Origin of the sequence: Marivita sp. (genome assembly GCF_965656765.1) — a bacterium.
GTDB lineage: Bacteria > Pseudomonadota > Alphaproteobacteria > Rhodobacterales > Rhodobacteraceae > Marivita.
Map to the genome: position 1 here is coordinate 1 of NZ_CBFHLV010000034.1, position 14,634 is coordinate 14,634.

At 56.2% G+C, this 14,634-nt stretch carries 14 protein-coding genes; 2 read left to right on the top strand and 12 right to left on the bottom strand.

The genetic code is table 11. The features are described 5' to 3' along the window. The 3 genes from ACTG4M_RS10545 to ACTG4M_RS10555 all read right to left on the bottom strand — a co-directional run. Positions 1-1,095: NAD(P)-binding domain-containing protein (locus ACTG4M_RS10545; protein ID WP_439123616.1), on the bottom strand; the 1,095-nt coding region annotated here is incomplete at its 3' end. A 36-nt stretch (positions 1,096-1,131) separates the two neighbouring features. Then, complete coding sequence (locus ACTG4M_RS10550) at positions 1,132-2,469, bottom strand: MFS transporter (protein ID WP_439123617.1); 1,338 nt, start codon at positions 2,467-2,469, stop codon at positions 1,132-1,134. Beyond that, positions 2,466-3,926 (bottom strand): aminotransferase class V-fold PLP-dependent enzyme, encoded by a 1,461-nt coding sequence (locus tag ACTG4M_RS10555; protein WP_439123618.1) that lies wholly within the window; start codon positions 3,924-3,926, stop codon positions 2,466-2,468. Before ACTG4M_RS10555 ends, ACTG4M_RS10550 begins: the two co-directional genes overlap by 4 nt. A gap of 107 nt (positions 3,927-4,033) precedes the next feature. On the opposite strand from ACTG4M_RS10555, the gene ACTG4M_RS10560 reads away from it, so the two are divergent. Beyond that, on the top strand, positions 4,034-4,498 hold the full coding sequence (locus ACTG4M_RS10560; protein ID WP_439123619.1) for an Lrp/AsnC family transcriptional regulator: 465 nt from the start codon (positions 4,034-4,036) through the stop codon (positions 4,496-4,498). Positions 4,499-4,600: 102 nt separating this feature from the next. On the opposite strand, the gene ACTG4M_RS10565 is transcribed toward ACTG4M_RS10560, so the two are convergent. The 5 genes from ACTG4M_RS10565 to dctP form a co-directional block, all read right to left on the bottom strand. Further along, positions 4,601-6,124: a malonate--CoA ligase gene (locus ACTG4M_RS10565; protein WP_439123620.1), complete on the bottom strand. Its 1,524-nt coding sequence runs from the start codon at positions 6,122-6,124 to the stop codon at positions 4,601-4,603. Positions 6,125-6,133: 9 nt separating this feature from the next. Beyond that, the gene (locus ACTG4M_RS10570) at positions 6,134-7,384 is read right to left on the bottom strand and encodes a malonyl-CoA decarboxylase (protein WP_439123621.1); all 1,251 of its coding nucleotides are present in this window, start codon (positions 7,382-7,384) and stop codon (positions 6,134-6,136) included. After that, positions 7,381-8,697 carry a TRAP transporter large permease gene (locus tag ACTG4M_RS10575; protein WP_439123622.1) on the bottom strand — a complete coding sequence of 439 codons (1,317 nt, stop codon included), beginning with the start codon at positions 8,695-8,697 and terminating at the stop codon, positions 7,381-7,383. Before ACTG4M_RS10575 ends, ACTG4M_RS10570 begins: the two co-directional genes overlap by 4 nt. Beyond that, entirely contained in the window at positions 8,697-9,281 is a 585-nt protein-coding gene (locus tag ACTG4M_RS10580; RefSeq protein ID WP_439123645.1) for a TRAP transporter small permease subunit, read from the bottom strand. The genes ACTG4M_RS10575 and ACTG4M_RS10580 overlap by 1 nt, the downstream gene beginning before the upstream one ends. 67 nt (positions 9,282-9,348) lie before the next feature. Continuing rightward, on the bottom strand, positions 9,349-10,332 hold the full coding sequence (gene dctP / locus ACTG4M_RS10585) for a TRAP transporter substrate-binding protein DctP (protein WP_439123623.1): 984 nt from the start codon (positions 10,330-10,332) through the stop codon (positions 9,349-9,351). 137 nt (positions 10,333-10,469) lie between these two features. On the opposite strand from dctP, the gene ACTG4M_RS10590 reads away from it, so the two are divergent. After that, entirely contained in the window at positions 10,470-11,126 is a 657-nt protein-coding gene (locus tag ACTG4M_RS10590; protein ID WP_439123624.1) for a GntR family transcriptional regulator, read from the top strand. A 45-nt stretch (positions 11,127-11,171) separates the two neighbouring features. Here the strand turns inward: ACTG4M_RS10590 and ACTG4M_RS10595 are convergent, their stop codons facing one another. The 4 genes from ACTG4M_RS10595 to ACTG4M_RS10610 all read right to left on the bottom strand — a co-directional run bounded on the left by ACTG4M_RS10595 (position 11,172) and on the right by ACTG4M_RS10610 (position 14,588). After that, the gene (locus tag ACTG4M_RS10595) at positions 11,172-11,621 is read right to left on the bottom strand and encodes a CoxG family protein (protein WP_439123625.1); all 450 of its coding nucleotides are present in this window, start codon (positions 11,619-11,621) and stop codon (positions 11,172-11,174) included. Between the two features lie 116 nt (positions 11,622-11,737). Beyond that, on the bottom strand, positions 11,738-12,538 hold the full coding sequence (locus ACTG4M_RS10600; RefSeq protein WP_439123626.1) for an XdhC family protein: 801 nt from the start codon (positions 12,536-12,538) through the stop codon (positions 11,738-11,740). Continuing rightward, positions 12,535-13,716, bottom strand: coding sequence for a vWA domain-containing protein (locus tag ACTG4M_RS10605; RefSeq protein WP_439123627.1), 1,182 nt, complete (start codon positions 13,714-13,716; stop codon positions 12,535-12,537). The genes ACTG4M_RS10600 and ACTG4M_RS10605 overlap by 4 nt, the downstream gene beginning before the upstream one ends. Further along, complete coding sequence (locus ACTG4M_RS10610) at positions 13,713-14,588, bottom strand: AAA family ATPase (protein ID WP_439123628.1); 876 nt, start codon at positions 14,586-14,588, stop codon at positions 13,713-13,715. The genes ACTG4M_RS10605 and ACTG4M_RS10610 overlap by 4 nt, the downstream gene beginning before the upstream one ends. Positions 14,589-14,634: the final 46 nt, after the last annotated feature.

The following is a 14,634-nucleotide window of genomic DNA, read 5'->3' on the forward strand; positions in this document are numbered from 1 at the left end:
CGCTGTGTCGCCGAATTCTGTTCGGGCCATCGGGTCGATGACAAATCCCGTGCCAAGGATCACAAAATCGGCGTAGTAAGACGTCCCGTCTGCAAAGAATATATCTGCACCTGGGCCTCTTTGTTCGATACGAACGGTTTCCTTGCCAAAGTGGAAATGTGCGTTCTCATGGCGGCTGACCCGTAGTGTTGACCCGTGCGGGGGCGGTGTTTGTGTGGAAAAGGAATACTGCATGAACCGCCAGCGCCAGTCATCAGGAAGCGACGCATAGCCTGCGGTGAAGCCAAAGCTTCCGATGCCCATCATTTTGTTGATCGTCGGCATTTCCGCGCGCCGCACAAGGTGCCGGACCTCACGCGCGCCGTGCTCCAGCGCCTCGGCTGCATTGTCGACCGCTGACGCGCCGACACCGATCACCGCCACGCGCTTGTCCTTGAGTGCGGAAAAGTCGATATCGTCTGCGCTGTGCGCCCAAAGAGAACACGGTAGTCCCTTGACGAAGCATGGGATATTGGGCCCACCCGTCCCATCGCGCCCTGTCGCAAAGACCAGCTTGCGGCAAAGGATGGTGTCCGTCTCGGCACCCGTCACGGTGAGCCGCAACAGGTCGCCCTCGGGTTCGACATGATCCACGGACACGTTGTTTTCCACAGGCACGCCCAGCGTATCGCGATACCATTGCAGATACTCCATCCACATCGGACGCGGGATTTTGTCGAGCGCATCCCATTGTTCCGCTCCGAACTGCGCGCGATACCAAGCCTGAAACGTCAGCGCTCCATGGCCGAAGGCCGGACCGGTCAATGTCTTGGGCGAGCGCAGTGTCTCCATTCGGGCATAGGTCAGCCACGGGCCTTCCCGACCTTCTGGTGCGCGGTCGAGCACTCGGACATTGTGCATGCCTCCGGTCCTGAGGGAAAACCATGCCAACGTGCCGCACATGCCACCGCCGATTATGACAACGTCCGTCACCCCATCACGCGGCGGCACCCAGCTTTTGCCGGGATAAAGCAGGCAGTCGAGGTCCGCCTTTACTTGCGCTTCAAGGCCCGGAAGACCGAGCTCGTCAAATTGCGGAATTTCATGCAAAGGCATCAGGTCTATCCCGTAGTCTCGAGTTTCGATTCAGCATCAGACAGCCCCATTGGACCAGTGCGGATGCAGATCATCAATACGATAAGGGTGAACATGCCGGTGGTTCGGCCCTGTCGTGTTTGTTTCACGCAGATGCGGATGATCTTCAGATAATTCGGGATGCGTGTGCGCGCGTTCAAGCGGATCATTCGCTGGCCAGACTCGAAGCGCGAACAACGTCACGGTTGCACAGGCCAGAGACAGGATGAGCATCGCCATCTCAAGCGACACCCAAGTCGCCATCCAGCCAGCAAGCGGATAGGCCACAAGCCATCCTGCATGACTTAACGAGAACTGGGCGGCAAACACAGCTGCGCGGTCCTGTTTCTGGGCGGACCGTGTGATGACCAAGCCGCCCGGCGTCAGCACTAGTGATGAGGCAAGACCAAACCCGACCCACACTGATGCGAGCATTGGAAGCGGTGGGTTGGGCAGCCCTGCAAAAACTGCGCCGACAATGGCAAACAGAAAGGTGCCACTGCTCATGACACGGCGCTCTTGCACCCACTTGACCAATCGCGGCACGACGACTGCACCGATGGCCGCGCCCAATCCATAAAAGCCCATAAGCACTGGGAGATACGTCTCGGACGACCCAAGCCGCGCACCGGCGTAAACGACGCTGTTCACAAGCACCCAAGCCATCGCAAGTGACAAAGCAAAGTTGAGAAGGAACAGCCCTCTGAGCCGGGGCGTCCGGATATATATTGACACCCCCTTCGACACGCGCTGCCAAAACGGCTTTTTCTTCGTTTCGACGCTCTGCGATGGTATCTGCGCAAACAGGATCGCGCCAATTGATCCGGTAAACGCCAACGCCGCCACAAGAAATAGTGAGTCTCCGGCAAGGACTGTCAGTAGCGCGCCCGCGATCACCGGACTCAGCACTGCTTCCAATGTGTAAGCGATCCGCGACCATGACAATGCGCGGGCATAAGTGTCTTCCTCGGGAACCACATCAGGGATGACGGATTGATAAAGCGGTGTGAAACCAGCGGATAAGGCGAAGAACATAAACGACAAACCAGCGATCTGCCAGATGTTGTTGGCGAACGCCATTGGTAGCAAAAGCAGCATCCGACCGACGTCTAACGACACTAAGGCCACCTTGCGCGAAATCCCGGCCAACAGGCTTTCGGCCAATGGCGCGAGGCCAACATAAGCGACCATCTTCAATGCAAGCAAAAGGCCAAGCACTTGACCCGCAGACTCAGCCCCTCCGATCCGAAACGCGGCCAGAGAAAGGGCAACTGTCAAAAGGCCGATCCCTACAAGCGAGCAGATTTGCGCGCTGAAGAGCCACCGGAAGTTCGGATTGGCCAACGGGCTGTTCACGAAGCAAGTGTCTCCTGCGTCAGATCCACTGGAAAGAACCGCGCTGTAGCGGGGTCCGCACGATAACCAGACTGATAGTCCGATGCAGAGAACGCAAGCGCATCGACCGATTGAATCACGTAATCCGCCTTTTCGTTCGTCATCAACGCTGACAAATTGAGCCTCACCCAACCGGGTTTTTCAAGTTCGCAGCCTTCGGAAATGGCACGTTTAAGGCTCTCCGACTGTGTTTGGTCAAGATGAAGCAAACGATGCGCGTAAGACCCCGCGCACGCGCACCCTCCGCGCGCTTGAACACCTGCTGCGTCGCTAAGAAGCCGGGTGAAGAACTGCTGGTGGACATAGCCACCCTCCCCGTCACGCACGCGGAAGGAAAAGATCGGTAGAGCGTTTGGCTGTGCCAAGCCGAGCATTTGCAGCCTTGGATTGCGTGACCATACCGCCTCTGCACGCTGCCGCAAATGATTTTGCCGCGCATCCAGCCAATCTTGCCCCAACGCTTCCTTGACCAGCATCGCCAATGCTACGCGAATATCCCCGATGACGTTTGGTGTCCCAGCCTCTTCGCGTGCCTCGATCCGGTCGGAATAGGTATGACCCCACGGCGATACAAAACTGACCGTGCCACCGCCCGGCAGCGACGGCGTACATCGAGAAACAACCGCGTTCCGCACAATCATGACACCACTCGCACCGGGGCCACCCGGAAACTTGTGCGGTGAAAACACGATTGCGTCTTTGGCAGCGTCCGTTCCTGATTTCATATCCATGGCCATGTAAGGCGCGCCGCATCCGTAGTCCCATACGGCCAATGCACCGCGTGACTTCAACAGGCGCGTTATGGCGTCAATATCCGTCACGATACCGGTCACGTTCGACGCCGCCGAAAACGTACCAACAACCAAATCCGCACCCGCTGCTTCATCCAAAGCGCGCGACAATGCGTCGATGCAAGGACCGCCAGAAGCGCCCTCTGGTATCTCAATCACAGTCCCGCCGCTTTCACGCCATGGCAGCAGATTGGAGTGATGCTCGTACGGACCAACCAGAACACTGATCCGACGACCCTGTGCGACAAGCCGGGCAATATCCAGCAAGGCGACGATCCTGTTTATGGCCGCCGTCGATCCCGACCCTGTAAACACCACGCTTTCACCAGCCCCGACACCCGTCATCCGCGCGACTTCGCTGCGTGCCGCCTCTCGCAGTCGGGTTACATACGATCCGCAATACGAGGCTTGCGTGTGACTGTTGGCATAGTACGGCAGCACCTTGTAGCGGATGAAATCCTCGACCTGGTCAAGCGCACGACCAGAGGCAACGTAATCCGCATACACCAAAGGTTTCGGTCCGAACGGCCCGTCAATCTTGATCCCGTCGCCGATCAATCCGGACCGGACCCAAGCGGCAACATCATCGCGGCGCAAGGAATGCCTAAAATCCTCAAGGGGTTGCATGTTGCCTCCAAAGCTCGCCTGCACTGTCAACACTGACACGCTATTCAAAAGAAATTTCACCAAATTTATGCACTTTACCTCAGATTATTCGATCATATGATCGAATAATGACCATAAAACTGGATCACATTGATTACAAAATTCTTGCTGAGTTGCAGCGCGACTCGGCTCAGTCGCAACGCGCGCTCAGCGAAAGGGTGGGATTGTCGCAAAATGCATGTTGGCGGCGCCTCAAGGCACTGGAGGCCAGCGGCGTGATCCGCAACCGCACAGTTGTGCTAGACCGCGCCCAGCTTGGCGTTGGCCTGATTGTATTCGTGATGGTCAAAACGCGACACCATTCGGCAGATTGGCTCAAGCATTTTCGGAGCCACGTGTCTGCTATCCCCGAAGTCATCGACTTCTTCCGCGTCGGCGGTGAATACGACTATTTGCTCAAGATCGCGACCAAGGACATGGCTGGCTATGACCGCGTGTATAAACGTCTGATTGAAGGGGTCGAACTTGAAACGGTCACGTCCTATTTCTCAATGGAGGCCATCGAAGAACAGCGCCCCATTCGACTTTTTTGAAACCAGCGGCGATGCGCGACCTAGATAAGCGTCTGAAAACCCGGACTTCAGAACCAGACCGCTTCATTATAAATCTGTTCCCCAAATGCTGAGACTGTAGACTTAGCCAGACGCAGGTTCGAACATGTCCTTGTAAGTCTGGCGCAAGACGTTTTTCTGCACCTTGCCCATAGTGTTTCTTGGCAGGCTATCGATGATCAGTAGTTTCCTTGGATGCTTAAACCGCGCCAACGATTTGGCGGCTCGGGCAGCGATAGCATCAAGATCGGGTGCCGCGTTTTTCTCAGGTACAATCAGAGCCAAAACAGTTTCGCCAAAATCAGGATGAGGCACCCCAATGACGGCGCTTTCCAAGACACCCGGTTGATCATCAAGCACAAGTTCGATTTCTTTGGGGTAAATATTGTACCCACCTGAAATGATCAGGTCCTTGTCACGCCCAACGACCTGGACATAGCCATCAGGGTCAATTTGGCCCAGATCCCCGGTAATAAAGAATCCATCCGACCGCAATTCTTCAGCAGTTTTTTCCGGCATCTGCCAGTAACCCTTGAACACGTTCGGGCCGCGCACTTCGATCTGGCCGATATCCCCCTGTGGCAAGGCGTTGCCGGTGGCGGGATCGGTGATTTTCAACTCGACGCCGGGCAAAGGGAAGCCAACCGTTCCGGCACGACGTTCGCCATCATAGGGATTGGACGTGTTCATGTTGGTCTCGGTCATGCCGTAGCGTTCAAGAATTCGGTGCCCCGTTCGCGCTTCGAATGCGGTGTGCGTTTCTGCCAGCAAAGGGGCGCTGCCTGACACGAAAAGACGCATGTGCGAAGTCAGTTCTTTGGTAAATCGATCATCACTGAGCAACCGCGTGTAAAAGGTGGGCACTCCCATCAAAGTCGTCGCTGATGGCAAACGGTCGATCATGACATCCAGATCGAACTTGGGCAGAAAGACCATCGACCCACCGGCCGCAAGGATCACATTTGTGGCCACGAAAAGCCCGTGTGTGTGGAAAATTGGCAAGGCATGCAGCAATACGTCCTTCGACGTAAACTGCCAGTACTCCAACAGTGTCTGCGCATTCGACAGCAGGTTGCCCTGACTTAGCATTGCCCCCTTGGACCGCCCTGTCGTGCCTGAGGTATATAGAAACGCAGCAAGATCATCCTGATCGCAGGACACCGTCTCGAACCGGTCGGGCATAGTCTGAGCATTATCACTCAGAGTGCCGCTTCCGTCGCTGTTCAAGGTGGCAATCCGCGCGCCATAGCTTTCTGCAACAGATGTCAGCTCCTTCTTTTTGGCGACGTCGCAGAGAACAAGCTTGGCCCCACTGTTTTCGATGAAATAAGTCAGTTCATCGACCGTGTAGCCTGTGTTCAAAGGAAGAAAGACGACGCCGGCCTGCGCACAAGCGCCGTAAAGCGCCAACGCTTCTGGAGATTTTTCGATCTGCGCCGCCAAGCGATCACCCGGCACAAGACCTTCCGCTGTAATCGCATGCGCAAATTGGGCAACTTTGCGCAGAAAGGCGTCATAGCTCCAGCTGGTTCCGTCTTGCATGTGCAGGAACGTCGCCTCATTGCCATCGTGGGTCCCGAACAAAGTGTCGTAGAGTGGGTTTGCCATGGATGCCTCCTAAGCGCTGAACTTTTCTGCGGCGCTGCTGAGCGTGCGAATTTCAGACGACATAGCAACCTCGTAGGACGCTGCAAACCGTTCGTGGTTTCTGGACACGCGTTCAAGATCGTACAGGTAGTTCACCATAACGCCATGCGACTGTCGCATTCCCTTATCCGAGACGTCTGCATCGGTGTGTAAACGGTAGACCTCGGCACCGTTGCCAAGATGAAACCGGGCGACCGGATCAAGCGGAAGCCCGTCTGGGCGTTTGGCTTTGGTCAAATAGCTGACCGCAAATGCCTTGAGACGGTCTGGATCAGATACGTCGCTGGCTTCAGTTACGCCGTCGAGCCATTTGGAAAATCCCGGGATCGGGGACAATGTGACAAAGGTTTTCAACCCACCTAGCTCTGCCGACAGATCGGCTGCGACCTGTTTGATCAATGAATTGCCGAACGAGATGCTGGCTAGTCCCGCCTGGCAGTTCGAGATTGAATAGAACGTCGCCGTGTCTGCATCGTCCGCCGCAAGCGCATCACGACCTTCAAGCAAGAGCGTCTGCACCGAAGTTGGCACGCCGTTCGTCAATGCGACTTCAACGAAGATCAACGGTTCATCCGGCATGGCGGGGTGAAAAAACGCAAAGCACCGTCTGTCAGCGGGTTGAAGGCGACGACGTAGATCATCCCAGCTGTCGATGGCGTGTACCGCTTCGTAGGCGATGATCTTTTCCAGGATATGCGCCGGGCTTTCCCAATTGATCGGGCGCAGGACAAGAAAACCACGGTTGAACCAACTGGCAAAGAGATGCCTGAAATCAATATCGAGCGCTTCGAGAGACGCCGTGCCCCGACCTAGCCTTAGAAGGTCGGCGCGCATAGCAACCAATGACTTGGTCGCACCGGGAACTTGGTTCAGGCGTCGGATCAGTTCTTGGCGTGGTGGTTCTGCAGCTACCATGAAACTTCGATAGCTGGTCTTTGTCTGGCCTTGTTCATACGCGTCCAAGGCGCTGCGCACCGCAGACGGTTTGATTGTCATGTCCTCGGCCAGGTGCCGGAAGAACCCAAGCTTTTCCTCGTCACTTGCAGCGGCGAAACGATCTAGGATGTTCTGTGCGACGGTCACTCCCGACACTTCGCCGGTAGCACCCATCAGATCCATGGTCATCGCCTCAAACGGGCGGTCGTCGGTAATCTTGCGGCGACCCAGACGATCATACCGCCGCTCGAACACCGTTGACAGCAGGTCCGCCAGAATGGTCATAACTCCGGTCCCATAACTAAGTCGGGCAACCACAGCGCCAAACCCGGAAACAGGCACAGCAGGATGATCGCGACCACCATGCAGCCGACATAAGGTAGAGACCCGACAAGGATCGTCTTGAGTTTGATATCGGGCGCGATACCGTTGATGACATAGAGATTGAGTCCCACCGGCGGTGAAATCAGACCAATCTCCATGTTGATCGTCAGGACAACGGCAAACCAGATCGGGTCAAACCCGGCGACGGTGATGATCGGCAGCAGGATGGGAGCGGCCATCAGGATGACTGCGACCGGAGGCAAGAAGAATCCGGCGACCAACAGGAAAAGGTTTATCATTCCCATGAGAACCCAGCGGTTCACGTCCAGCGACCCAATCCATTCGGCAATCGACTGGGTTATAAAGAGCGAGGACAGCATATAGCTGAACACGCCAGCCGCGCCGATGATAAACAAGATCATTACCGACTCTTTGGTGCTGTCCCGGAGCACTTCCCAAATCTTGAATGGGCTCCAAAGCTTGTAGATCACCATCGCAATGACCATGCACAGAAGGGCACCTACAGCTGCGGTCTCAGAGGGCGTCGCGATACCGCCATACATGGAGTAGAGCACGCCAAGAATGATCGCGATAAACGGAAGGACACGTGGCAAAATCTCGAACCGCTCACGCCACGTATATTCGGTTGCACGCAGAACATTTGCGTCGCCCGATTTCCAAGTCGAATACAGCGACCACAGCATGAACAACGCAACTAATAAGAGACCTGGGATCACACCGGCCAGAAACAGACGACCAATCGAGGTTTCCGTGGCGATGCCGTACACAATCATGGTGACCGATGGCGGGATCAAAATACCAAGCGTGCCACCCGCGGCGATGGACCCGGCGGCAACTGAGTCCGGATAGCCGCGCTTGCGCATCTCAGGAATGCCCATCTTTCCGATAGCAGCACAGGTCGCAGGGCTTGATCCGGACATGGCCGAGAAAAGCGCGCAGGCTCCTAGGTTCGACACGACCAAACCGCCAGGAACCCGGGTAAGCCAGCGTTCCAACGCTTCGTACAAGTCAGCGCCCGCGCGCGTTGAGGCGATGGCAGCACCCATGATGATGAACATAGGAATCGACAAAAGCGCAAAGTTGTTGAGTTTGCCAAAGAAGATCTCGGGCATCAGGCTCAGCGCGGACATGCCATCAAAGACAATCAAAAAACCGGCGGAAACCACCAGAAGACCGGCGGCAACCGAAATACCAGAAAACAGCACCCCAATCGTGACGATTGCGACAATAGAGCCAAGTGTAAGCGGATCCATCAGTCTGCCCTTTCTGCGATATCAGCCAGGGTCGCATCTGCGCCCAGACCAAACGGCTCTTCGATCTTGAGAACCATTGCCAAGAAATCAGCGGCGAGTTGCAGCGCATACAGCCCAAACCCCAAAGGCAGTGCGATATACGGCACCCAGAGTTTCGGGTTCCAAGGCGTGTTCGAGGTTTCGCCCCAATCCCAAGCTTCGTGCCAAAACAGGTATCCGTGCCAAAGCATTCCGCCTGCAACAACCAGCGTCAAAGCCAACACCAAAAAGGCCAAAATCTTACGCGCACCCATTGGGAGCATCAGCGGCAGAAGATCAACGTTCACGTGACCGCGCAGATACTGAACATACGGCAAACCCAGCATTGTCGCTGCCACCATCATGTATGTGACACCTTCGGTTTGCCAGACAGTCGATCCGTTCAGGACAAACCGAATAAAGATCATCTGACAAGTGACCATGACAGACACGACGATCAGCAGGGCGGCTATGATACCGGAAAGCTGACTCAGCATACCGATAACACGCAAAAGCAGGTTGCCACCGTGTGGAGCGGTGACATGAGAATGTGACGCGCCGGACATGACGGCCTCTTTGTATTGGAATGGTTTGAGATAGCCGGACACCACAATGGCATCCGGCCTTTGTTGATCACTCGACAGCGAGCGCAAGATCGAGCAGCTTTTGGCCTTCAGGCGAGCCCTCAAGGAAAGCTTTGTAAGCTGTTTCTTGGGCGATAGCACGCCAAGCGTCGAATTCTTCGGCTGTCATCTCGGCGATTTCGACACCGTTCTTGGCAAAGGTTTCACGTGCTGCTCCGTCTTCTTTCTTTGCTTCTTCAAGATAGAACGCTTCAGCCTTGGCGGCTGCGGCCATGAGGGCCGTCTGCTGTTCTTCGCTCAGAGCGTCAAAGACGGATTTATTCATCAGCATCGGCTGATACATAAACCAAAGTGCATAGTCGCCAGCCGGGGTGAAGCAGGCAACCTGCTCGTAGATGCGGTAGCTGACAAAGGAAGACGACGATGTGTTCGCAGCATCCAGAACGCCTGTTTGCATCGCGTTGTAGATCTCGGCAGATGACATTGATGCGATCGAAGCACCTGCGCCCGCAAGCATCTGTTCAAATGCTTTACCAGCCGCGCGTGTTTGCAGACCTTGCACATCGTCGGGAGCAGTGATGCATTTTTCCTTACCGACAAAACCACCAGCCAGATACCCATGGACGAGGACCATGATGTCGTCTTCGGCCATGATGGCCTCGATCTCTTCCATGAATGGGCTCTCGTTTAGGCGCGCCGCGTGATCATGGTTCTTAACCAGACCTGGCATCAGCGTCAGGTTATACGCGTTGCGCAAACCACCCGCGTATGACAGCGGCAACACGATCATGTCGACCTGACCACGGGCAAGCGGTTTGTACTGCTCGCGCGCCTTGAAAAGCGACTGGCTTGGGAAAATCGTGATGTCCAGACCAACGTTTGCTGCCGCGACCTCATCAGCAACGATCTGAGCCACCTTGTGACGCACGTCACCTTCGGACCATTGATGTGATACGCGCAATTCCTGTTGCGCCTGGGCGCCGAATGCAAAAACGGACAGCGCTGCTGCCGCAGCGAGTGCAGTAAATTTCATGTTTTTTCCTCCCTTTCACGGCACCAACAGCGCCGTTTGGTGTACAGAGTGTCGCAGCAAGTTGGGGCTCGGTCAACCTTCTTGTATACAAGAACTTATTTATTGTTCATTACAGCATTCTTGTGTATACAAAAACTATGGAACGGAAACGCTCAGATCTCATCGCAGATACGCTGGAATCGCTCATTTTGGACGGTACGTTTGCGAACGGAGATCGCCTTGATGAACAACAGCTTGCGCAACGATTTGACGTGTCGCGCACCCCATTGCGTGAAGCATTTCAGCGCCTTGCAATGTCTGGTCTTGTCGAACAAATTCCACGCCGCGGTGTGTTTGTCCGTCAGCCCGGACCAGTTGAGCTAATGGAGATGTTCGAGGTCATGGCCGAGCTTGAGGCGGCGTGCGCCCGCCTTGCGGCCAGTCGGATCACGGACGAGGCCCTTGCCGAATTGCACGCAACAAACGAACGCTGCAATCAAGCGGTTTCAGCACGCGAGGCTGACGTCTATTTCCGCGAGAATGAACGCTTTCACGCGATCCTTTACCATCAATCCGGCAACAGTTTCCTCGAAAATGAATGCCAAAGGCTCCACAAGCGACTGCACCCTTTCCGACGAATGCAGTTACGTCTTCGCGGCCGTCTGCACCAATCAATGACAGAGCACGAGGCAATCGTTGCGGCGCTTGAGGCAGGCAACGGTCATAGTGCCGCCGAAGCGCTGCGAGCCCATGTTGCTGTCCAAGGTGAGAAGTTCCATCACCTTTTGGCATCTATGAAAATCGATGCCGCATGACGTTGGCTGTTTTAGGCCATCGCTCAATACCTCCTTCACGTCAGCTCAGGCGTCAACGGTTTCAACAACCTCCGCGAACTTCTTGAAAAAGCTGGCTGCCAGTTTCTTGGCCGTGCTCTGGATCAACCGCGACCCCAATTGAGCAAGCTTGCCACCAATTTCGGCCTTTGCGTCATAGCGCAGGATGGTGCCCAAATCTGACTCTTCCAGCGTGACATCGGCCCCGCCTTTGGCATGGCCCGCTGCACCGCCATTACCCTGCCCAGTCAAGGAAAACGCATCAGGCGCCCCGGCGGTATCCAGAACGACTGCCCCGCTGAATTTTGCTTTCACTGGCCCAACCTTAAGCACGACTTTCGCTTCGAAATCGGTATCGGAATGTTTAATCGGTTCTTCACACCCGGGGATGCACTGGCGCAGAATGTCCGGATCATTCAGCGCGGCATAAACCAAGTCCTTAGGCGCGTTGATCCTGATCTCGTCTTTCAGTTCCATTTTAAGTTCCTTTTCAACAACACGGGAATTTAATCGACGCCAGTATGTCGGCATACTCTTTGGTCAGGGCTGCTGGTTTCAAGCGACCTCTGAGCCCGGCTAAGAACTTGATCATCTTAAGCCCCATCGGCTTCGGTACGCTGCTTGCGCCGGCGAACCTCGGTGAGTTGTGCTAGGATCGACAAAGCGATCTCATCTGGCGTTACGGCGCCGATGGACAGACCTGCGGGGGCCTGAACCCGCGACAGCGCGGATTGCGACACACCCTGCCCTATGAGTTTTTCGGACAGCGTCGCAAACTTCCTACGGCTGCCCACAAAGGCAACAAAGCTGGACTCTGCGTTCAGCGCTACCTTGAGGCATGCAAGGTCATTCTTGCCTTGGGTTGCGACGACGATCATCCGGGTTTCGCCGTCAGAAAGCGCCCGCACCGATGTGTCCCCATCGCCCTCGGCAATGGACCACTGGAACTGCGCGGCCAGCCGCGATAACGATTTCGCAACAGGTGCGTCGCCAAAAACCAGCAACTCGGGCAATGGCAGGATCAGCTCAACAAAAATGTCCATCGACCCTTTGGACGGACAGCCGTTACGGGCAAAGCTGACACCATCCACCTCAGCGCCGGGCGCGATCCCTTTTTCGTCCAAAAGGTCTTGCGGGTGCAGCGAAATGAACTGAGGCGCACCTTCGGCCATGGCGCGCTTGGTGGCCTTGGCCAGCGCCCCACGCACGCAACCGCCCCCGATCCAACCCTGCAGGATCGTGCCCTCTGCATCCAAAAGCGCTTTGGCACCAGGTTTAGCCGCTGTTGCGCCAAGCGTGCGAATGACAGTTGCGATAGCAAAGGGCTCACCACGCGCGCGCATATCACGGGCGACGTCGGAAAACTCGTGATCAGTCAGCTCTCCAGGGGTCATAGCCGGATCAGCTCCTTTTCGAGAGCAGCCAGATCGGCCAATCGGTTTGCGGGATAAAACAAATCCAGATGCGGAAGCGCCGAGGCCATGCCGCGCGCGACAGGCTCGTAGCCATCCCAGCCTTTCAGCGGGTTGAGCCAGATGATCTTGCATCCACGTTTCTTCAACCTGCCAAGCGCCTCGCCGATCAAGTCAGGCGTGTCAGTGTCGTAACCATCCGACAAGATCAGAACGACCGTGCGGCCATCGACAAAGCGGCGCGCATAAGTTCGACAGAAGTGCATCAACGAGGCGCCAATCTTCGATCCACCGCCAAATCCGTCCGCCAGAACTGACAGCCGCCCTAGCGCGCGCAGGGCATCTCGGTCACGCAGGGCCTCTGCGATGCGCACGAGGCGGGTGTGAAACAGATAGGCATCGGCTGTGTCATCAGCACGCATCATTCCGGCGATGAAGGCCAAAAACACCTGCGCGTAGATGGTCATGGAGCCCGACACATCACAGATCGTCACGATCTTCACGGGCCGGTCTGGCCGCGTTTTCTTAGGCAACTTGAGTGGCTCACCTCCCGAAGAAAGGCTTTGCCGGATCAGTTTGCGGAAATGAAGCTGGTCGCCCTTGCGCGCTTGCCGCCGCCGCCGCGATCTACGGTCGCGCAAAGCTGCACCAAGCCGTTCAGCTACGCGTTGGGCCTCTGCGATGTCCTCGGGCTGAACCAGATTGCGCAAATCCTTGGTCATCCTGGCCTGTACCATGCTGGCTACCAGCTTGCCTTCACCATCCGCGTCTGCCTCGCCATCCCCCCCATCCGGAGCCGTCGGGGCACCCGCCCCACCACTGACTTGTTGTCCTTGTGCATTGCGCGAACTGTGCACATTGTCAGACGCCGACGCCTGTGTAGGTATCGATTTTTCGATTACCCGCCCGCCATTCAACCAAAAGGCATTGAAAAGGCTGTCGAACCGCTCTGCGTCTTCGGCGCAGCCCGAGAACACAGCTTTGAGCGCATGACGTGTTTCGGTGGGGTCGGCCGCATTTATGTGGGTCAAGGCTGCAAGGCCGAGATCGGCTTCGCCAACCCCAAGACGCAATCCATTATTGCGCAGATGAGACATGAACCCAGCCATGCGCGCCGTTGGCCCGGGGTCGCGCGCGGCAAAGCGGGTGATGCGTGTCATGCCGCTTTGCCTGCCAAGCGTTGCGCGATCTCGGTCGTGATGTTGTCGCGGTCGGCCTGGGTTTTCAACAGCGTGGCTAGTGTCGCCTGCAACACCACTGGGTCTTGCGTCAGGTCCGCAATCCCTAATCCCATCAGTGCTGCGGCAAAATCAAGCATCTCGGCAATGCCTGGTTTCTTTTCGAGGTCTTCTTTGCGCAGAGACTGCACGAAACCCACGATCTGGCCAGCCAATGTGGCTTCGATACCAGTGCAGCGCGCTTTTAGGATGGCCAGTTCTGTCGTCCGGTCGGGATAGGCGACATGCGCATAAAGACACCTCCTTCGTAACGCATCGCTCAGGTCGCGCGTCCCGTTGGCGGTCAAAATGACAATGGGTTGGCTTGTTGCTGATACTGTTCCAAGCTCAGGAATAGTGATCTGAAATTCTGATAGAATTTCGAGCAGATACGCCTCAAACTCCTCGTCCGCACGGTCGATCTCGTCTATCAGCAGCACGGGCGGTGTGTCCTGCCGAATTGCTTTCAGCAAAGGACGTTCGAGCAGGAACTCTTCGGAGAAGATGCGCTGCTCGACACTTCGCCCGGTCTCACCATCTTCGGCAGCCGCCCGGATCGACAGCAGCTGACGCTGGTAATTCCACTCATAGATCGCCTGCGCGGCATCCAGTCCTTCGTAGCATTGCAGCCGGATCAGCTGGGTGTTCTTAATCTGCGCCAGTACGCGCGCAACTTCGGTCTTCCCAACCCCCGCCGCCCCTTCGAGCAGCAAAGGCCGACCAAGCGACAAGGCCAAGTGAATGGCCATAGCAAGATCATCATCGGCAATATAGCCCGTGTCCGCCATAGCGGTCTGAAGCGTGGTCCACTGCATGTCTCTACCCGGCATCAAAAGGGGTGGCCACGACCAACCACCCCGG

Coding starts and splice junctions, on each gene's coding strand:
- ACTG4M_RS10600 (WP_439123626.1), bottom strand. CDS start 12,538: ATGACCCCTGGAGAGCTGACTGATCACGAGTTTTCCGACGTCGCCCGT.
- ACTG4M_RS10605 (WP_439123627.1), bottom strand. CDS start 13,716: ATGACACGCATCACCCGCTTTGCCGCGCGCGACCCCGGGCCAACGGCG.
- ACTG4M_RS10595 (WP_439123625.1), bottom strand. CDS start 11,621: ATGGAACTGAAAGACGAGATCAGGATCAACGCGCCTAAGGACTTGGTT.
- ACTG4M_RS10580 (WP_439123645.1), bottom strand. CDS start 9,281: ATGTCCGGCGCGTCACATTCTCATGTCACCGCTCCACACGGTGGCAAC.
- ACTG4M_RS10575 (WP_439123622.1), bottom strand. CDS start 8,697: ATGGATCCGCTTACACTTGGCTCTATTGTCGCAATCGTCACGATTGGG.
- ACTG4M_RS10590 (WP_439123624.1), top strand. CDS start 10,470: ATGGAACGGAAACGCTCAGATCTCATCGCAGATACGCTGGAATCGCTC.
- ACTG4M_RS10560 (WP_439123619.1), top strand. CDS start 4,034: ATGACCATAAAACTGGATCACATTGATTACAAAATTCTTGCTGAGTTG.
- dctP (WP_439123623.1), bottom strand. CDS start 10,332: ATGAAATTTACTGCACTCGCTGCGGCAGCAGCGCTGTCCGTTTTTGCA.
- ACTG4M_RS10570 (WP_439123621.1), bottom strand. CDS start 7,384: ATGACCATTCTGGCGGACCTGCTGTCAACGGTGTTCGAGCGGCGGTAT.
- ACTG4M_RS10610 (WP_439123628.1), bottom strand. CDS start 14,588: ATGCAGTGGACCACGCTTCAGACCGCTATGGCGGACACGGGCTATATT.
- ACTG4M_RS10555 (WP_439123618.1), bottom strand. CDS start 3,926: ATGCAACCCCTTGAGGATTTTAGGCATTCCTTGCGCCGCGATGATGTT.
- ACTG4M_RS10565 (WP_439123620.1), bottom strand. CDS start 6,124: ATGGCAAACCCACTCTACGACACTTTGTTCGGGACCCACGATGGCAAT.